Consider the following 17,491-nt stretch of genomic DNA (forward strand, 5'->3'; position numbering starts at 1 on the left):
TTGCAGGTGACGCCCTCCGGCCCCTGTCCGCCTCCAGGAGTTCCCCATGCGCGTGACCCATATTTTCGCCGCCGCCGTGTTGGCGCTGGCCAGTACCTTTGCCGTTGCCGCGGCTGACAGCAATGCCAGCGCCGAGCAGGCTATCCGCAAGTCGTTGCAGAACCTCGAACTCGAAGTACCGGTGGAAAGCGTCGGCAGCAGCCCGCTCAATGGCCTCTATGAAGTCAAGCTGCAGGGCGGCCGTGTGCTGTATGCCAGCGCCGACGGCCAGTACGTCATGCAGGGCTACCTGTACCAGTTGCAGGACGGCAAGCCGGTCAACCTGACCGAGAAAACCGAGCGTCAGGGCGTCGCCAAGCTCATCAACGGCATTCCGGCCGCCGAGACCGTTGTCTATCCTGCCAAGGGCGAGACCAAGTCGCACATCACCGTCTTCACCGACACCACCTGCCCGTATTGCCACAAGCTGCACGCCGAAGTGCCCGAGCTCAACCGCCGCGGTATCGAAGTGCGCTATGTCGCCTTCCCGCGCCAGGGCCTCGGCTCGCCTGGTGACGAGCAGCTGCAGGCAGTCTGGTGCTCCAGCGATCGCCGCGCGGCGATGGACAAGATGGTCGAAGGCAAGGAAATCAAGGCCGCCAAGTGCGCCAACCCGGTCAGCAAGCAGTTCCAGCTGGGCCAGCAGATCGGCGTCAACGGCACGCCGGCCATCGTGCTCGAGAACGGCCATGTGATCCCGGGCTACCAGCCCGCACCGCAGGTGGCCAAACTGGCCCTGGATGGCCAGCAGCAGGCCGCCAAGTAATCAATTCAATACGCCGTCGTCATGGGGTGACGGCATGTTTCACGGTCGGTGAAGGCGCCGGCCGTTCAATGGGGAGTTCACAGTGAAACCGGTCAAAGTAGGCATCTGTGGGTTGGGGACCGTCGGTGGCGGAACCTTCAATGTACTTCAGCGCAACGCCGAGGAGATTGCCCGCCGTGCCGGGCGCGGTATTGAAGTGGCACAGATTGCCATGCGCTCGCAGAACCCGAACTGCCAGATTACCGGTACCCCCATTACCGCTGATGTGTTCGACGTTGCGAGCAACCCGGAGATCGACATTGTCATCGAGCTGATCGGTGGCTACACCGTGGCGCGTGACCTGGTGCTCAAGGCCATCGAGAATGGCAAGCACGTGGTGACCGCCAACAAGGCGCTGATCGCCGTGCACGGTAACGAGATCTTTGCCAAGGCGCGCGAGAAGGGGGTTATCGTTGCCTTCGAAGCCGCAGTGGCCGGTGGTATCCCGGTGATCAAGGCGATCCGCGAAGGTCTGTCGGCCAACCGCATCAACTGGCTGGCCGGCATCATCAACGGCACCGGCAACTTCATCCTCACCGAAATGCGTGAAAAAGGCCGCGCCTTCCCCGACGTGCTGGCCGAAGCCCAGGCGCTGGGCTATGCCGAAGCCGACCCGACCTTCGACGTCGAAGGCATCGATGCCGCGCACAAGCTGACCATCCTGGCGTCCATCGCCTTTGGCATCCCGCTGCAGTTCGACAAGGCCTACACCGAAGGCATCACCCAGCTGACCACCGCTGACGTGAACTACGCCGAAGCGCTGGGCTACCGCATCAAGCACCTGGGCGTGGCCCGTCGCACCGCCGAAGGCATCGAGCTGCGCGTGCACCCGACGCTGATCCCGGCCGACCGCCTGATCGCCAACGTCAATGGCGTGATGAACGCAGTCATGGTCAACGGCGACGCCGCCGGTTCGACCCTGTACTACGGCGCTGGCGCCGGCATGGAGCCAACAGCGTCGTCGGTGGTAGGTGACCTGGTCGACGTGGTCCGTGCCATGACCTCCGACCCGGAAAACCGCGTGCCGCACCTGGCCTTCCAGCCAGACTCGTTGTCGGCCCATCCGATCCTGCCGATCGAAGCCTGCGAAAGCGCCTACTACCTGCGCATCCAGGCCAAGGACCATCCGGGCGTGCTGGCCCAGGTGGCGAGCATCCTCTCGGAGCGCGGCATCAACATCGAGTCGATCATGCAGAAGGAAGCCGAGGAGCAGGACGGCCTGGTGCCGATGATCCTGCTGACCCACGGTGTGGTCGAGCAGCGCATCAACGACGCCATCGTCGCGCTGGAAGCCCTGCAGGACGTGGTCGGCAAGGTTGTACGCATTCGCGTCGAACAGCTGAATTAATCTGCCAATCGGGCCGCTCGGGCGGCCCTAGCATCGAAGGTTTGCACCCATGCGCTATATCAGTACCCGCGGCCAGGCTCCGGCCCTGAATTTCGAAGACGTGCTGCTGGCTGGCCTGGCCAGCGACGGCGGCCTTTACGTCCCTGAGAACCTGCCTCGCTTCACCCAGGAAGAAATCGCCTCCTGGGCCGGCCTGCCGTATCACGAGCTGGCCTTCCGGGTGATGCGCCCGTTCGTCGAAGGCAGCATCGCCGACGCCGACTTCAAGAAGATCCTCGAAGAAACCTACGGCGAGTTCGCCCACGCTGCGGTTGCCCCGCTGCGTCAACTGAACAGCAACGAGTGGGTCCTGGAGCTGTTCCATGGTCCGACCCTGGCCTTCAAGGACTTCGCCCTGCAACTGCTCGGTCGCCTGCTCGACCACGTGCTGGCCAAGCGCAACGAGCGTGTGGTGATCATCGGCGCCACCAGCGGTGACACCGGTTCGGCCGCCATCGAAGGCTGCCGCAGCTGCGAAAATGTCGACATCTTCATCCTGCACCCGCACCAGCGTGTGTCGGAAGTGCAGCGTCGGCAGATGACCACCCTGTTCGGCGACAACGTCCACAACATCGCCATCGAAGGCAACTTCGACGACTGCCAGGAAATGGTCAAGGCCAGCTTCGCCGACCAGTCGTTCCTCAAGGGCACCCGCCTGGTCGCGGTCAACTCGATCAACTGGGCGCGGATCATGGCCCAGATCGTCTATTACTTCCATGCGGCCCTGCAGCTGGGCGGCCCGGCCCGTTCGGTGGCATTCTCGGTGCCGACCGGCAACTTCGGCGATATCTTCGCCGGTTATCTGGCGCGCAACATGGGCCTGCCGGTCAGCCAGCTGATCGTCGCCACCAACCGCAACGACATCCTGCACCGCTTCATGAGCGGCAACCAGTACGTCAAGGAAACCCTGCACGCGACCTTGTCGCCGTCGATGGACATCATGGTGTCGTCCAACTTCGAGCGCCTGCTGTTCGACCTGCACGGTCGCAACGGCGCCGCGCTGGCCGAGCTGATGGCGACCTTCAAGCAGGGCGGCGGCTTCAGCGTCGAGCAGGACCGCTGGACCGAGGCACGCAAGCTGTTCGATTCGCTGGCAGTCAGCGACGAGCAGACCTGCGAGACCATCGCCGAGGTGTTTGCCGCCACGGGTGAGGTGCTCGACCCGCACACCGCGATCGGCGTCAAGGCCGCCCGCGAGTGCCGCCGCAGCCTGGACACGCCGATGGTGGTGCTGGGCACCGCCCACCCGGTCAAGTTCCCTGAGGCGGTGGAGAAGGCCGGTGTTGGCAAGGCGCTGGAGTTGCCGGCGCACCTGAGCGACCTGTTCAGCCGTGAAGAGCGCTGCACCGTCCTGGCCAATGACCTGAAGGCTGTTCAAGCCTTTGTCAGCCAGCATGGTAATCGCGGCAAGCCTTTGTAATCGCACGGTTTTCGGGGCTGCAATGCAGCCCCGGATTTCAAAAACTTCCTACCCCTTTTGCAGAATTGTCCTATGTAAGGCTTTGAAAGCCTTGCCTAGAGTGGCCGGTCCTTCCCTAGGAGCGGCACATGCGACAGCCCTTCGTGTTGATTCACCCGGCACGCCCATCCCACAAGATCCTCCTGCACCAGGCCTGCAACGCCATGGGCCTGTTCAATGTGCGCGTCACCCACGACCTGGCCGACCTCGACAGTTGCCTGGCCCGTCCACCGCGCGCTGACCTGCTTATTCTCGAGCATGCGGTGACCGATGGCCTGGCCTTGCTCGAACGGGCCTGTCGCACTCGTGCCGTGCTGTTTGTCGGGCATGCCAACGCAGGTTCCCCGAACCTCGCCCATGAAGCCCGACGCCAGGGCCTGTGGGTCCTCGCTGACCTCCCTTGGCCGCTGCCGGTCGGGCGCTGGCAACAGGCCCTGCAACGTATTCAAACTGTCACGTCGCCCGCGCATCCTCACTGAAACAGCCGGGGGCAACGAACTTTTCGCCACGCGTGCTGGTCAGTTCCTTCATGTCCCATTACATGCGAGTGATCCGGATGGAAAGAATCTGCAGACTGCTCAACGACGCACTAACGCCGTACCAGGCCATGCTGGGTGTCACGGATGCCAACGGCAACCGTCAATTGACCGTGTACAACAGCCTCGGCGGCACGGCCTTGCGGCGCACCGTCAGCCAACGCCAACTGCAGGAGCAAAGCCTGCTGATTGATCTGGTAGACGGCTTGCACCGCGACTTGCAGATTGTCGAGGGGCGCTTGCAGCCTTGTGTGATCGCGGCCTTGCAACAGCGCCAGCAGCCACAGGGAACCTTTGCCTGAAGGGGTTATCCTAAACATCAAGGGCAGCCGGCCAGTGCACAGCTCCGGCACTGGCGGGTTGTCGTGGAAAGTCCATCAGGACTTTCGATTGGCCCCGGGCGTCCACCCCAGCGTCCGGGGTTTCTTTTTGCCTGTTTTTCAGTGGCTTTCGAAAAAGTGCTTGCTCTCTTCCAGATAGGCTGCGCGCAGCTCCGGGTCGAGCCAGTGTGCGTACAGGGCGGGCAGGGTATTCATGCGCAGGGCCGGTAGCAACTGGTTGATGTGGCTTATGGCGGTGCGCCCCAGTGGCGTGTCCGAGCAGCCTACATGCAGAACCTGATAGCGGGTCACACCCTGGATCGGATGGAACTGATAGTCCGCCGGCGAGCCGCCTTGTTGCTGAATCAGGTAGCGCAACTCAGGCCAGTAGCCCAGCACCAGTTGCAGGCGCCCGAGCTGTTGCATCTGCAACAGGTTGGCGGTGGCATCGTTGCCGTAGTGGCGGCTGAACGCCGAGTCGGGCAGCTGTCGCAGGATTTCGTCGACCTGGCTGCTGTAGCTGCGCTCGGCGACGATGCCCAGCTTCAGCGAGGTATTGCCGAGCAAGCCCTTGAGGTCGACCTGCTGGCCATCAAGGTAGGGTGCCAGCAGCGACTGCCCACTCTTGCGCACCACCACGCCGCTACTCAGCACGCCAAGCATAGGTTGCGAGAAGTGCACGAACTTCGCCCGCTCTGCAGTCCACAGCAGCGTCGGGTCGCAGGTGAAGCTGGACGGGTCCTGGAGCATCTGGAGCCCACGCGCACGGTTTACCCGGATGATGCTGTGCTCGTATTCGGGCATCTGCTCGATCAGCAGCGGCAGCATCTGGTCGATAACCCCCTGGCCTTTCTCCGTGCCTTCGAACACGGTGAAGGGCGGCAGGTCGCGCACCAGCCACAGCAGGCGTTCCTTGGCGTGTGCCGGCGTTACCAGCAGGGCAAGCAGCAGCGCGCAAAACAGGGCTGGCGAACGCATCGGCAGCCGCTTCAGACCGTGCCCGCCTGGCGCAGGCTGGCGATCGCCGCCTGGTCGTAGCCCAGGCCAGCCAGCACGCTATCGGTGTGTTCACCCAACGTCGGACCTACCCATTCGGCAGAGCCCGGGGTATCCGAAAGCTTGGGCACGATACCCGGCATCTTGAACGGCTTTCCGTCTGGCAGGCGCGCCTGCAGGAACATCTCGCGGGCCAGGTACTGCGGGTCGCTGAACATGTCCTCGGCCGAGTAGATCCGGCTGGCCGGCACTTGCGCGTCGTTGAGCACCTGCATCAGCTGGTCCAGCGGCAGGCTGTTGGCCCAGCGGTCGATCACCCCGTACAGCTCGTCGCGCCGGGCATCGCGGCCGTCGTTGCTGGCCAGGCTCGGGTCGTCGGCCAGGTCGGCACGGCCTATGGCCTGCATGAAGCGCTTGAAGATGGCGTCACCGTTGGCGCCGATCTGCACATGCTTGCCGTCGGCGCTGGTGTGGATGGAAGAGGGCGTGATGCCGGGCATGATGTTGCCGGTACGCTCGCGGATGAAGCCGAACACGTCGAACTCCGGCACCATGCTTTCCATCATGGCGAAGATCGCTTCGTACAGGGCCACGTCCACCACCTGGCCCTGGCCGCCATTGACTTCGCGATGACGCAGCGCCATCAGCGCGCCAATCACGCCCCACAGCGCAGCGATCGAATCACCGATGGAGATCCCGGTGCGTACGGGCGGGCGGTCGTCGAAGCCGGTGATGTAGCGCAACCCGCCCATCGATTCACCGACCGCACCGAAGCCCGGCTGATCCTTCATCGGCCCGGTCTGGCCGAAGCCGGACAGGCGCACCATGACCAGGCGCGGGTTGAGGGCGTGCAGCACGTCCCAGCCCAGGCCAAGTTTCTCCAGCACGCCTGGGCGGAAATTCTCGATCAGGATGTCGGCCTCGCCGAGCAGGCGCTTGAGCACCTCCCGGCCTTCGGGGTGCTTGAGGTTGAGCGTCAGCGACTGTTTGTTGCGCGCCTGCACGAACCACCACAGTGATGTGCCCTCGTACAGCTTGCGCCACTTGCGCAGCGGGTCGCCGCCGTCCGGCGACTCTACCTTGATCACTTCAGCGCCGAATTCGGCGCAGATCCGCGAGGCGAACGGCCCGGCGATCAGGGTGCCGAGTTCGATGACTTTCAAGCCGGCGAGGGGTTTGCTGGGCGTAGACATTAGGCATCCGTGGCAACTGGTCAGAGCCGTGGTTTTAGCATAGGTCCGAAGCGGCCGATACTGCCCCGGCGCAAGCGCAGGCAGGATCGGTTAGACTAGCGGCCTTTTCTTTACGCACGAAGCCCATTCGACCATGGCCCAGCCGTCCACCACCTACAAATTCGAACTGAATCTGACCGACCTCGATCGCGGCGTATATGAAAACGTCCGCCAGACCATTGCCCGTCACCCTTCGGAAACCGAAGAGCGCATGGCCGTGCGCCTGCTGGCCTATGCGCTGTGGTACAACGAGAACCTGTCGTTCGGCCGTGGCCTGTCCGATGTCGATGAAGCGGCGCTGTGGGAAAAGAGCCTGGATGACCGCATCCTGCACTGGATCGAAGTCGGCCAGCCGGATGCCGACCGCCTGACCTGGTGCTCACGCCGTACCGAACGCACCAGCCTGCTGGCCTACGGCAGCCTGCGGGTGTGGGAAGGCAAGGTGGTGGGGGCAGTCAAGGGCCTGAAGAACCTGAGCATTGCCGCCGTGCCGCAGGAAGTGCTGGAAGTCCTGGCCACCGACATGCCGCGCACCATCAAATGGGATGTGATGATCAGCGAAGGCACGGTGTTCGTCACCGATGACCGTGGCCAGCACGAAGTGCAACTGCAATGGCTGCTCGGTGAGCGTGGCTGAACCGACTGACACCTGACTGCCGAAGACACCATGCGTATCGAACCCCGCCCGCTGCCCCCGACCCTGCCATTGCTGGGTAATCTGCCACCCCTGCTGACTCGCCTGTACGCCGCCCGTGGCGTGCAGTCCGAGGCCGAACTGGACAAGAGCCTGGCGCGGCTGGTGCCGTATCAGCAGCTCAAGGGCATCGAGGCCGCGGTGGACCTGCTGGTCGAAGCCCTCGACCAGCGCCAGCGTATCCTCATCGTTGGTGACTTCGACGCCGACGGCGCCACTGCCAGCACCGTCGGCGTGCTTGGCCTGCGTCTGCTGGGCGCGGCCCACGTCGACTACCTGGTGCCCAACCGTTTCGAATACGGCTACGGCCTGACCCCGGAGATCGTCAAGGTCGCGCTCGAGCGTCAGCCGGACCTGTTGGTGACCGTCGACAACGGTATCTCCAGCGTCGAGGGTGTTGCGGCTGCCAAGGCGGCCGGGCTCAAGGTGCTGGTCACCGACCACCACCTGCCGGGCCAGCAGTTGCCGGATGCCGATGCCATCGTCAACCCGAACCAGCCTGGCTGCGACTTCCCGAGCAAGTCGCTGGCCGGCGTCGGGGTGATCTTCTACGTGCTCATGGCCTTGCGCGCCCGGTTGCGCAGTATGGGGCGTTACGAAACGCAGCCGCAGCCGAACATCGGCGAGCTGCTCGACCTGGTCGCCCTGGGCAGTGTGGCCGACGTAGTGCCGCTGGATGCCAACAACCGCATCCTCGTCCACCAGGGCCTGGAGCGCATTCGCGCCGGCCGCGCGCGGCCTGGCCTGAAGGCCATCCTGGAGGTGGCACGGCGCGACCACCGGCGCATCACTTCCACCGACCTTGGCTTTATCCTCGGCCCACGGCTCAATGCTGCCGGGCGCCTGGACGACATGAGCCTGGGCATCGAATGCCTGCTGTGCGAAGACGCAGCCCTGGCCCAGGACATGGCCCAGCAGCTGGATGACCTGAACCAGGACCGCAAGTCGATCGAGCAGGGCATGCAGCGCGAGGCCTTGGCCCAGCTCAAGGATTTGCCGGTCGAGTCCATGCCTTATGGCTTGTGCCTGTTCGATGCCGATTGGCACCAAGGCGTGATCGGGATTCTCGCCTCGCGCCTGAAAGAGCGTTACCACCGGCCGACCATCGCCTTCGCCGATGCTGGCGACGGCATGCTCAAGGGCTCGGCGCGTTCGGTGCCGGGCTTCCACATTCGCGACGCGCTGGATGCGGTGGCAGCGCGTCATCCGCAGTTGATCAGCAAGTTCGGCGGGCATGCCATGGCGGCGGGGTTGTCCCTGCCGGAAAGCAACTTCCCGGCGTTTGCCGAAGCCTTCGATGAAGAAGTCCGGCGCCAGTTGCGTGAAGAGGACCTGACCGGTCGTTTGCTCTCGGACGGCAGCCTGGCGGTGGAGGAATTCCACCTGGACCTGGCCAAGGCCCTGCGCAATGCCGGGCCTTGGGGGCAGCACTTCCCCGAGCCGCTGTTCCATGGGGTGTTCCAGTTGGTGGAGCAGCGTGTGGTCGGTGAGCGGCACTTGAAGGTGGTGCTCAAGAGCGAGTGCGGATCGGTGCGGCTGGATGGCATTGCCTTTGGTATTGACCGCGATGTGTGGCCGAACCCGACGGTGCGTTGGGTGGAGCTGGCGTACAAGCTGGATGTGAACGAGTTTCGTGGGAATGAGAGTGTGCAGTTGATGATTGCGCATATGGAGCCGCGCTGAGTCTATCGCCAGGTGCCTGCCTTGGTTTTTGCGGTGGGGCACATATCGAGCGCCGCCCGCGCGGCGCTCGATCTCATAGGCGCCGCAACCCTTTCGGCGTACACCTAGCCGCCCTGACACGTTAGTTAACGTGCCATCCCTAACTCGGCATCATCCAGGAGAGCCTTGGCCATGGCACTCAGGTAATGGGATGCCCAGATCATCATCGGTTTTTCATCCATCAGGCCAATGATGGTCAGCTCTCTTACATAGCCCATCAACTCCGAGGCCTGCTCGCGGGCATCCCGGCAGGGAATGCCTGGCTCGATGCGGAACAGGGGATGGGTCTGGTGTTCGCCTTGGAATAAGGTGGTTTTGCCGACAGTGAATTGGGTGTCGTCTGTGCTCATCGATTCCTCTCCTGAAATTTCTTGATTGCCTGTCATGGCCTCTTCGCGGGCGCGCCCGCTCCCACAGGTACTGCACAAGTCTCGATGCCTGTGATCAACCTGTGGGAGCGGGCATGCCCGCGAAGAGGCCAGCAAACCCAACTTCAATGCAGGCCGGTACTCCGCTCCAGAGCCAGCGACAGCGCATCCGCCTGGCCCCAGGCAATCTGCATCGCACGCAGCCCGTTCACCAACGATTCCCGGGTGCGGTCATCTTCAATGGCGTCGAGGGTTCGGTGGCAATGGTTATAGGCAAGCATCAGGTAGTGGGTTACGTTCATCACCACGTGGTCGATGGGCACGATGCCCTCGCTGATGGCATGGGTGAGGGTCTCGCCGGAGGGAAGGTCGAAATGACGGGGTGGATCGGGGACTATTTTTTTCATATGAACCGACTCGTAGGGTTACCGATTGGCCAACCTCTCCGATTCCACACGAAGGGTGGCAGTTGTACGCGGTGTGGAATCCAGGCTACGAGTAAACCCGGTAGGCTTTGCGGCCTCCCGCGCACAACTGCCATGACGGCAGCAACTCAGTAATTGACCAGGATTCCACCCCCGGACGCTAAACATCAGCGACCCGAAAAAGCCTAAAGGGCGGTGTTTCCAGGGACAATCAGACGCGAGTCGACAGGGCTTGTAGGATATTTTCCTTAATCAGGCACCGCTAGTTCATATGTGTAGGAAGTATCTGATGCATGCGTCGGACCAATAAGCAATCCCGGTGAACCTTCTCCCCCATCAATCTGGTCTAGTCTGATTAATGACCGGCACCGGGCCAGGGATGTGCACTTGAGTGTCCGGGCCGGATCACCATTGGAGTCCTTGGGAGGTGCCCTCATGAGCCTGCTGCTCGAGCCTTACACCCTGCGTCAGCTGACGCTGCCCAACCGCATCGCGGTTTCGCCGATGTGCCAGTATTCCGCCATCGATGGCCTGGCCAACGATTGGCATCTCGTTCACTTGGGCAGCCGCGCCGTGGGTGGCGCTGGCCTGGTCATCAGCGAAGCCGTCGCGGTGACTGCCGATGGCCGCATCACAGCCGAAGACCTCGGCCTTTGGAACGACGCCCAGATCGTCCCGTTGCAGCGCATCACCCGTTTCATCACCGCTCAGGGCGCCGTCCCCGGCATCCAGCTGGCACACGCCGGGCGCAAGGCCAGTACCTATCGGCCCTGGCTGGGCAAGCAGGGCAGTGTGAAGCTCGAAGACGGCGGCTGGCAGCCCGTGGGGCCGTCGAAGATTGCCTTTGACCCGCAACACACACCGCCTCGCGAGTTGAGCAAGGACGAGATCCAGGATGTGATCAATGCCTTCGTCGCCTCGACCGAGCGGGCGCTCAAGGCCGGTTTCAAAGTGGTCGAAATCCACGCCGCCCATGGTTATCTGCTGCACCAGTTCCTCTCGCCGCTGAGCAACCAGCGCCGCGATGATTACGGCAGTTGTTTCGAAAACCGCATTCGCCTGACCCTGGAGGTGGTGAAAGCGGTGCGCGAGGTCTGGCCGGCGGAATTGCCGCTGTTCGTGCGGGTATCGGCGACCGACTGGGTAGAGGACGGCTGGAACCCGGATGAAACCGTCGAACTGGCTCGTCGCCTGCGAGTGTTGGGTGTCGACCTGATCGATGTGTCCTCCGGCGGTACCTCGGTCAACGCCGAAATCCCCACTGGCCCCGGTTACCAAACCCGTTTCGCCGAGCGCGTGCGCAAGGAAGCGGAGATCGCCACCGGCACTGTCGGCATGATCACCGAACCGGCTCAGGCCGAGCACATTCTGCGCACCGGGCAGGCTGACGTGATCTTCCTGGCCCGTGAGCTGCTGCGCGATCCTTACTGGCCGTTGCATGCCGATGATGATCTGGGGGGTAATAAAGCCACCTGGCCGGCGCAGTACCAACGTGCGACCAGCCGCGCCAACCCGATTCACGAGTCCGATTTGCGGGATTGATTAAGGCCGCCGACTCAGTGCGGTTCCTGTGGGAGATTACCCAGCTCTGCAGGCTGCGCTGTCGCACAGGAAACTAATGTCCGCCAGGGCGCGCCGCGATTCCTGTGGGAGCGGCTTTAGCCGCGAAGCAGGCAACGCGGTGGCTGGCACCGGCTTTGCCGGTGTTCGCGGCTAAAGCCGCTCCCACAGTGGTCGCGTTGATTTCGGAGGTTGTGTTTTACCTCCGACCCTCTTTGCTGTATTTCACTACTGCCTTGTGTCCCAGATATTCCATGCCTTCTGGCTTCCAGATCGTAGGTTTTCGATGATCACAAGATAACGAAAGCAAGAGATGGGCTTAACGCAATGTAGGAAAGCTCCTGGATTGAGGTCCCGCCTCAATCCAGGCATTACGTTCAATGCTTGATCATCACATGCCGCACACAGGTGTAATCCTCCAGCCCATACATCGACATGTCCTTGCCATACCCCGAATGCTTCTGTCCCCCATGGGGCATTTCACTGACCAGCATGAAGTGGGTGTTGACCCAGGTGCAGCCATACTGCAAGCGCGCCGCCAGGCGGTGGGCGCGGCCGGTGTCGCGGGTCCACACCGATGATGCCAGGCCGTAATCGGAGTCGTTGGCCCATTCCAGCGCCTGCTCTTCGGTGCTGAAGCGGGTCACCGAGACCACCGGGCCAAACACCTCGTTGCGCACAATCTCGTCATCCTGCAAGGCGTCGGCCAGTACGGTCGGTTCGAAGAAGAAGCCATCCCCCGCAATCACCTTGCCGCCCGTCACCAGGCGGATATGCGGCTGGGCGATGGCCCGCTGGACCAGGCCGGCCACCTTGTCGCGGTGCTGGGCGCTGATCAGCGGGCCGAGTTCGGTGTCCTCGGCGTCCTGCAGGCCGGCCTTGAGGCTGGAAACGGCCTTGCCCAGGCGCTCGACGAAGCGCTCGTAGATACCCGCCTGCACATACAGGCGGCAGGCCGCCGTGCAGTCCTGGCCGGCGTTGTAGAAGCCGAACGTGCGGATGCCATCGATGGCTGCGTCGATATCGGCATCATCGAACACCAGCACCGGCGCCTTGCCGCCCAATTCCATATGCATGCGTTTCACACTGCTGGCAGTGGCGCCAATGATATGCGCGCCGGTGGGAATGGAGCCGGTCAGCGAGACCATGCGCACCTTGGGGTGGGTGACCAGCGGGTTGCCGACCGTCTGCCCACGGCCGAACAGGATGTTGAGCACACCGGGCGGCAACAGATCCTTGGCCAGTTCGCCCAGGCGCAGGGCGGTCAGCGGGGTCAGCTCGGAGGGTTTGATGACTACCGTATTACCCGCTGCCAAGGCCGGGGCGACCTTCCACGCCAGCATCATCAACGGGTAGTTCCACGGCGCAATCGAAGCCACCACGCCCAGCGGGTCGCGGCGGATCATCGAGGTATGGCCCGGCAGGTATTCACCCGCCGCCGAACCGCCGAGGCAGCGTGCGGCGCCGGCAAAATAGCGGAATACGTCGGCGATGGCCGGGATTTCATCATTCAGGGCCGCGGTAAACGGCTTGCCGCAGTTCTGCGACTCGAGTCGGGCCAGTTCATCGCCATGGGCTTCGAGGGTGTCGGCCAGCGCCAGCAGCACCAGCGAGCGCTCCTTGGGGCTGGTCTGGGACCAGCTGTCGAAAGCCTGGTCGGCGGCGCGCACGGCGGTATCGACCTGGGCCTCGGTGGCTTCGTTGATTTGCGCCAGGGCGCTGCCTTCGGCCGGATTGAGTACAGTCCAGGCAGGGCCTTCGCCGGCGACCAGCTTACCGTTGATCAGCATTCGGGTTTGCATGAGGGACTCCTTGAGGGTCATTTGCCACTGCCCGCGACGCTTTCGCCGCCACGGGTCAGGTAATAGGCGCCGAGGATCGGCAACATGGTCACCAGCATCACCAGCATGGCGACCACGTTGGTCACCGGCACGTCGCGGGGGCGGCTGAGCTGGTTGAGCAGCCAGATCGGCAAGGTACGCTCGTGGCCGGCGGTGAAGGTGGTGACGATGATCTCGTCGAACGACAGGGCGAACGCCAGCATGCCCCCGGCCAGCAGGGCTGAGCCGAGGTTGGGCAGGATGATGTAGCGGAAGGTCTGCCAGCCGTCGGCACCGAGGTCCATGGACGCCTCGATCAGGCTCTGCGAGGTGCGCCGCAGGCGCGCGATCACGTTGTTGTAGACGATCACCACGCAGAACGTGGCGTGGCCTATGACGATGGTCAACACGCCGGGTTCTACACCCAGGCTCTTGAATGCCGAGAGCAGGGCAATGCCCGTGATGATCCCGGGCAGGGCGATGGGCAGGATCAGCATCAGCGAGATGCTCTCCTTGCCGAAGAAGCTGCGCCGGTACAGCGCCGCCGAGGCCAGGGTGCCGAGCACCAGCGCGATCAGCGTGGCCAGGCAGGCCACCTGCAGTGACAGCTTGATGGCATCGAGCACGTCGGGGCGGGCGAGGGCCACGCTGAACCAGTTGAGGGTGAAGCCCTTGGGCGGGAAGCTGAACGCCGCATCCTCGGTGTTGAAGGCGTACAGGAAGATGATCAGGATCGGGAAGTGCAAGAACAGCAACCCGCCCCAGGCCGCCAGGCGCAAGCCGACAGACGCTTTTTCAGAGTGCATCGAAGGCCCCCAACCGCTTGACGATGGACAGGTACACCGCGATCAGCACGATCGGCACCAGGGTGAAGGCTGCCGCCATCGGCATGTTGCCGATCGCCCCTTGCTGGGCATAGACCATGCTGCCGATGAAGTAACCCGGTGGGCCGACCAGCTGCGGCACGATGAAGTCGCCCAACGTCAGCGAGAACGTGAAGATCGAGCCGGCGGCGATGCCGGGGATCGACAGCGGCAGGATCACTTGCCGGAACGTTTGCCCGGGCCTGGCCCCAAGGTCTGCCGAAGCCTGCAGCAACGAGGGCGGCAGGCGCTCCAGCGAGGCCTGGATGGGCAGGATCATGAACGGCAACCAGATGTACACGAAGACCATGAAGCGCCCCAGGTGCGAGGTCGACAACGTGCTGCCGCCAACCCCGGGTACGGCCAGCACGGCCTCCAGCAGCGCACCCAGGTGCAGTTGCTGGATGAACCACTGGGCCACTCCTCCCTTGGCCAGCAGCAGGGTCCAGGCGTAGGTCTTGACGATGTAGCTGGCCCACATCGGCATCATGACCGCAATGTAGAAGAACGCCTTGGTCTTGCCGCTGGTGTAGCGCGCCATGTAGTAGGCGATGGGGAAGGCCAGCACCGCACTGGCCAGCGAGACCGCCACGGCCATGGCCAGCGTGCGCAGGATGATGTCGAAGTTCGACGGGTTGAACAGCGCGGCGAAGTTGCCCAGGGTCAGTTCAGGGGTAACCGCCATGGTGAAGTCGTCGAAGGTGTAGAACCCTTGCCACAGCAGGCCTAGCAGCGAGCCCAGGTAGATGGCGCCGAACCAGGTCAGCGGCGGGATCAGCAACAGTGCCAGGTAGAGATTGGGGCGCCGGTACAGCAGGTCGGACAGATGGCGCATGTCAGCGCGCCTCAGCCAGGACAGTTTCCTGCAGCGCGGTCATCGCCTCGCGCGGCCAGCGCACCTGCACCTGCTGGCCGGCCTGCCAGGGCTGCGGTAGCGCCTGCCAGCGGTCGTTGGCGTGGCTCACAGCCAGCAGCTGACCGTTGTCCAGCTGCACCTCATAGCGCGTGGCGCTGCCCTGGTACTGGATATCGCGCAGCAGGCCACTGAGCTGGACGTCATGCGCCTGGCCGGCCTGCTCCACCAGGCGGATATGCTCCGGGCGAATGGAAAACGGTGAGCGACTGCCACTGAGCTGTTCGGCGAGGTCGCCCCGTATGACATTGGAGGTGCCGACGAATTCGGCGACGAAGGTGGTCGCCGGTTTCATGTACAGGTTACGCGGCGTGTCGACCTGCTCGATGCGCCCGCGGTTGAACACCGCCACCCGGTCCGACATCGACAGTGCTTCGGTCTGGTCGTGGGTGACGAAGATGAAGGTGATGCCCAGCTGACGCTGCAGTTTCTTCAATTCGCCCTGCATCTGTTCGCGCAGCTTCAGGTCGAGCGCGCCCAGCGGTTCATCGAGCAGCAGTACCCGTGGCCGGTTGACCAGGGCGCGGGCCAGGGCAACGCGCTGGCGCTGGCCGCCGGAGAGTTGCGCCGGTTTGCGTTCGCCGTAGCCGGCCAGGGCAACCATGGCCAGCGCTTGTTCGGCACGGGCATGACGCTCGCCCTTGGCCACGCCCTTGACCTTGAGGCCGTAGGCGATGTTGTCGCGCACGTTCATGTGCGGGAACAGGGCGTAGTCCTGGAACACGGTGTTGACGTCGCGCTGGTAGGGTGGCACGCCAGCGGCCTCGACACCATGGATGCGGATCGACCCGCTGTCGGGTTGTTCGAAGCCGGCGATCAGCCGCAGGCAGGTGGTCTTGCCCGAGCCGGAGGGGCCGAGCATCGAGAAAAATTCGCCGTCATCGATGTCGATGCTGACCTGGTCGACGGCCTTGACCTCGCCGAAGGTGCGGGAAACCTGGGTGAACTGGACGGCTAGGGGCATTACCTTGGCTCCGTTCGATTTCTGTCTCGTCTACTGGCCTCTTCGCCGGCGCGTCCGCTCCCACAGGTACGGCGCGGTTCCTGTGGGAGCGGGCGTGTCCGCGAAGAGGCCGGTACAGGCTCAACCGGCTTTAGCGCCCGCCCATGATCGCGATGTAATCCTGGGTCCAGCGGCTGTACGGCACGAACTTGCCGCCTTGGGCCTGAGGAGTTTTCCAGAAGGCGATCTTGTCGAAGTTGTCGAAGCCGTTGGTCTTGCACCCTTCAGCCCCCAGCAGTTCACTGCCGGTGCAGGCTGCCGGGACTGCCGGCAAGGAGCCGAACCAGGCCGCTACATCGCCCTGCACCTTGGGTTGCAGCGACCAGTCCATCCACTTGTACGCGCAGTTGGGGTGCTTGGCCTCGCTGTGCAGCATGGTGGTGTCGGCCCAGCCGGTGGCGCCTTCCTGCGGAATGGTCGAGGCCACAGGCTGGTTCTCGGCCTTCAGGCCGTTGACCATGTAGCCCCACGAACTGGAGGCGACCACGCCTTCGTTCTTCACGTCGCTCATCTGCACTGTGGCGTCGTGCCAGTAACGGTGGATCAGCGGTTGTTGTTGGCGCAGCAGTTCCAGCACGGCCTTGTACTGCGCCTCATTGAGCTCGTACGGGTCGTTGATGCCCAGCTCGGGTCTGGCCGATTTAAGGTAAAGCGCCGCATCGGCGATGTAGATCGGCCCGTCATACGCCTGCACGCGGCCTTTGTTCGGCTTGCCATCGGGCAGGTCTTGCGACTCGAACACCACGTTCCAGCTGGTGGGTGGCTGCTTGAAGACGTTGGTGTTGTACAGCAGCACGTTCGGGCCCCACTGATACGGCGTGCCGTACACCTGTTTGTCGACCACGTACCAGCCGCCGTTCTGCAGGCGCGGGTCGATGTTCTTCCAGTTGGGGATCAGTGCCGTGTTGATCGGCTGCACGCGCTTGCCGACGATCAGGCGCAGCGAGGCGTCACCGGAAGCCGTGACCAGGTCGTAGCCACCCTTGGTCATCAGGCTGACCATTTCATCGGACGTGGCCGCCGTCTTGACGCTGACCTTGCAGCCGGTTTCCTTTTCGAAACCGGTGACCCAGTCATAGGCCTTGTCGCTTTCGCCGCGCTCGATGTAGCCGGGCCAGGCGACGATATCCAGCCGGCCCTCACCGGCGCCCAGGGCCTTGGGCATCTCGGCGGCCTGCAGGCTGGCGCCGGCCAGCAGCGCGCCGGTCGCGGCGCCGAGCAATGCGGTCTTGTGCACTGACATGGTGTTCCCTCTTTTTGGAGATTTTGGTCGGGGCAGTCGTCAAAGCAGTGAAGCAACGGTTATAAGCGTAGTCGCCTGTGCAAGTGGTTGGCGATGACGAGTCTAG

At 63.5% G+C, this 17,491-nt stretch carries 17 protein-coding genes; 8 read left to right on the top strand and 9 right to left on the bottom strand.

What is annotated here, in order from left to right; genetic code table 11:
- Positions 1–46 precede the first annotated feature (46 nt).
- The 5 genes from ACTORR_RS20215 to ACTORR_RS20235 all read left to right on the top strand — a co-directional run bounded on the left by ACTORR_RS20215 (position 47) and on the right by ACTORR_RS20235 (position 4,528).
- On the top strand, positions 47–805 hold the full coding sequence (locus ACTORR_RS20215; protein ID WP_054887021.1) for a thioredoxin fold domain-containing protein: 759 nt from the start codon (positions 47–49) through the stop codon (positions 803–805).
- Positions 806–887: 82 nt separating this feature from the next.
- Positions 888–2,192, top strand: a complete 1,305-nt coding sequence (locus ACTORR_RS20220; RefSeq protein ID WP_099815331.1) for a homoserine dehydrogenase — start codon at positions 888–890, stop codon at positions 2,190–2,192.
- 49 nt (positions 2,193–2,241) lie between these two features.
- Entirely contained in the window at positions 2,242–3,651 is a 1,410-nt protein-coding gene (gene thrC / locus ACTORR_RS20225; protein ID WP_027920098.1) for a threonine synthase, read from the top strand.
- Between the two features lie 128 nt (positions 3,652–3,779).
- On the top strand, positions 3,780–4,169 hold the full coding sequence (locus tag ACTORR_RS20230) for a histidine kinase (RefSeq protein ID WP_262109369.1): 390 nt from the start codon (positions 3,780–3,782) through the stop codon (positions 4,167–4,169).
- A 77-nt stretch (positions 4,170–4,246) separates the two neighbouring features.
- Positions 4,247–4,528, top strand: a complete 282-nt coding sequence (locus ACTORR_RS20235; RefSeq protein ID WP_313365253.1) for a DUF3509 domain-containing protein — start codon at positions 4,247–4,249, stop codon at positions 4,526–4,528.
- A 138-nt stretch (positions 4,529–4,666) separates the two neighbouring features.
- On the opposite strand, the gene ACTORR_RS20240 is transcribed toward ACTORR_RS20235, so the two are convergent.
- Both ACTORR_RS20240 and ACTORR_RS20245 read right to left on the bottom strand, forming a co-directional pair.
- Positions 4,667–5,524 (bottom strand): TIGR02285 family protein, encoded by an 858-nt coding sequence (locus tag ACTORR_RS20240; protein ID WP_262109371.1) that lies wholly within the window; start codon positions 5,522–5,524, stop codon positions 4,667–4,669.
- An 11-nt stretch (positions 5,525–5,535) separates the two neighbouring features.
- Positions 5,536–6,735, bottom strand: coding sequence for a CaiB/BaiF CoA transferase family protein (locus ACTORR_RS20245; protein ID WP_054887015.1), 1,200 nt, complete (start codon positions 6,733–6,735; stop codon positions 5,536–5,538).
- 133 nt (positions 6,736–6,868) lie between these two features.
- On the opposite strand from ACTORR_RS20245, the gene ACTORR_RS20250 reads away from it, so the two are divergent.
- Positions 6,869–7,411, top strand: a complete 543-nt coding sequence (locus ACTORR_RS20250) for a YaeQ family protein (RefSeq protein WP_054887014.1) — start codon at positions 6,869–6,871, stop codon at positions 7,409–7,411.
- Between the two features lie 30 nt (positions 7,412–7,441).
- Complete coding sequence (recJ, locus tag ACTORR_RS20255; RefSeq protein WP_054887013.1) at positions 7,442–9,151, top strand: single-stranded-DNA-specific exonuclease RecJ; 1,710 nt, start codon at positions 7,442–7,444, stop codon at positions 9,149–9,151.
- A 125-nt stretch (positions 9,152–9,276) separates the two neighbouring features.
- On the opposite strand, the gene ACTORR_RS20260 is transcribed toward recJ, so the two are convergent.
- Positions 9,277–9,540, bottom strand: a complete 264-nt coding sequence (locus tag ACTORR_RS20260; RefSeq protein ID WP_313365254.1) for a DUF3077 domain-containing protein — start codon at positions 9,538–9,540, stop codon at positions 9,277–9,279.
- 143 nt (positions 9,541–9,683) lie between these two features.
- On the bottom strand, positions 9,684–9,965 hold the full coding sequence (locus ACTORR_RS20265; RefSeq protein WP_054887011.1) for a hypothetical protein: 282 nt from the start codon (positions 9,963–9,965) through the stop codon (positions 9,684–9,686).
- A 453-nt stretch (positions 9,966–10,418) separates the two neighbouring features.
- Here ACTORR_RS20265 and ACTORR_RS20270 point away from each other — a divergent pair, with 453 nt between their 5' ends.
- Positions 10,419–11,525 carry an NADH:flavin oxidoreductase/NADH oxidase gene (locus ACTORR_RS20270; RefSeq protein WP_054887010.1) on the top strand — a complete coding sequence of 369 codons (1,107 nt, stop codon included), beginning with the start codon at positions 10,419–10,421 and terminating at the stop codon, positions 11,523–11,525.
- 395 nt (positions 11,526–11,920) lie between these two features.
- Here the strand turns inward: ACTORR_RS20270 and ACTORR_RS20275 are convergent, their stop codons facing one another.
- The 5 genes from ACTORR_RS20275 to ydcS all read right to left on the bottom strand — a co-directional run bounded on the left by ACTORR_RS20275 (position 11,921) and on the right by ydcS (position 17,385).
- The gene (locus ACTORR_RS20275) at positions 11,921–13,345 is read right to left on the bottom strand and encodes a gamma-aminobutyraldehyde dehydrogenase (RefSeq protein ID WP_313365133.1); all 1,425 of its coding nucleotides are present in this window, start codon (positions 13,343–13,345) and stop codon (positions 11,921–11,923) included.
- A gap of 17 nt (positions 13,346–13,362) precedes the next feature.
- Positions 13,363–14,169, bottom strand: coding sequence for an ABC transporter permease (locus ACTORR_RS20280; RefSeq protein ID WP_054886924.1), 807 nt, complete (start codon positions 14,167–14,169; stop codon positions 13,363–13,365).
- Positions 14,159–15,061, bottom strand: a complete 903-nt coding sequence (locus tag ACTORR_RS20285) for an ABC transporter permease (protein ID WP_054886923.1) — start codon at positions 15,059–15,061, stop codon at positions 14,159–14,161. The genes ACTORR_RS20280 and ACTORR_RS20285 overlap by 11 nt, the downstream gene beginning before the upstream one ends.
- 1 nt (position 15,062) lies before the next feature.
- Positions 15,063–16,103: an ABC transporter ATP-binding protein gene (locus ACTORR_RS20290; RefSeq protein ID WP_054886922.1), complete on the bottom strand. Its 1,041-nt coding sequence runs from the start codon at positions 16,101–16,103 to the stop codon at positions 15,063–15,065.
- A 130-nt stretch (positions 16,104–16,233) separates the two neighbouring features.
- A complete protein-coding gene (ydcS, locus tag ACTORR_RS20295; RefSeq protein WP_441343826.1) occupies positions 16,234–17,385 on the bottom strand; it encodes a putative ABC transporter substrate-binding protein YdcS in 1,152 nt (383 codons plus the stop codon).
- Between the last annotated feature and the right edge of the window lie 106 nt (positions 17,386–17,491).

The organism is Pseudomonas sp. SAR267 (genome assembly GCF_052077595.1).
GTDB lineage: Bacteria > Pseudomonadota > Gammaproteobacteria > Pseudomonadales > Pseudomonadaceae > Aquipseudomonas > Aquipseudomonas vlassakiae.

What these genes read in the sequence shown, in the direction of transcription:
- ACTORR_RS20215 (WP_054887021.1), top strand. Translation starts at nt 47, where the DNA reads ATGCGCGTGACCCATATTTTCGCCGCCGCCGTGTTGGCGCTGGCCAGT.
- thrC (WP_027920098.1), top strand. Translation starts at nt 2,242, where the DNA reads ATGCGCTATATCAGTACCCGCGGCCAGGCTCCGGCCCTGAATTTCGAA.
- ACTORR_RS20230 (WP_262109369.1), top strand. Translation starts at nt 3,780, where the DNA reads ATGCGACAGCCCTTCGTGTTGATTCACCCGGCACGCCCATCCCACAAG.
- ACTORR_RS20235 (WP_313365253.1), top strand. Translation starts at nt 4,247, where the DNA reads ATGGAAAGAATCTGCAGACTGCTCAACGACGCACTAACGCCGTACCAG.
- ACTORR_RS20240 (WP_262109371.1), bottom strand. Translation starts at nt 5,524, where the DNA reads ATGCGTTCGCCAGCCCTGTTTTGCGCGCTGCTGCTTGCCCTGCTGGTA.
- ACTORR_RS20245 (WP_054887015.1), bottom strand. Translation starts at nt 6,735, where the DNA reads ATGTCTACGCCCAGCAAACCCCTCGCCGGCTTGAAAGTCATCGAACTC.
- ACTORR_RS20250 (WP_054887014.1), top strand. Translation starts at nt 6,869, where the DNA reads ATGGCCCAGCCGTCCACCACCTACAAATTCGAACTGAATCTGACCGAC.
- recJ (WP_054887013.1), top strand. Translation starts at nt 7,442, where the DNA reads ATGCGTATCGAACCCCGCCCGCTGCCCCCGACCCTGCCATTGCTGGGT.
- ACTORR_RS20260 (WP_313365254.1), bottom strand. Translation starts at nt 9,540, where the DNA reads ATGAGCACAGACGACACCCAATTCACTGTCGGCAAAACCACCTTATTC.
- ACTORR_RS20265 (WP_054887011.1), bottom strand. Translation starts at nt 9,965, where the DNA reads ATGAAAAAAATAGTCCCCGATCCACCCCGTCATTTCGACCTTCCCTCC.
- ACTORR_RS20270 (WP_054887010.1), top strand. Translation starts at nt 10,419, where the DNA reads ATGAGCCTGCTGCTCGAGCCTTACACCCTGCGTCAGCTGACGCTGCCC.
- ACTORR_RS20275 (WP_313365133.1), bottom strand. Translation starts at nt 13,345, where the DNA reads ATGCAAACCCGAATGCTGATCAACGGTAAGCTGGTCGCCGGCGAAGGC.
- ACTORR_RS20280 (WP_054886924.1), bottom strand. Translation starts at nt 14,169, where the DNA reads ATGCACTCTGAAAAAGCGTCTGTCGGCTTGCGCCTGGCGGCCTGGGGC.
- ACTORR_RS20285 (WP_054886923.1), bottom strand. Translation starts at nt 15,061, where the DNA reads ATGCGCCATCTGTCCGACCTGCTGTACCGGCGCCCCAATCTCTACCTG.
- ACTORR_RS20290 (WP_054886922.1), bottom strand. Translation starts at nt 16,103, where the DNA reads ATGCCCCTAGCCGTCCAGTTCACCCAGGTTTCCCGCACCTTCGGCGAG.
- ydcS (WP_441343826.1), bottom strand. Translation starts at nt 17,385, where the DNA reads ATGTCAGTGCACAAGACCGCATTGCTCGGCGCCGCGACCGGCGCGCTG.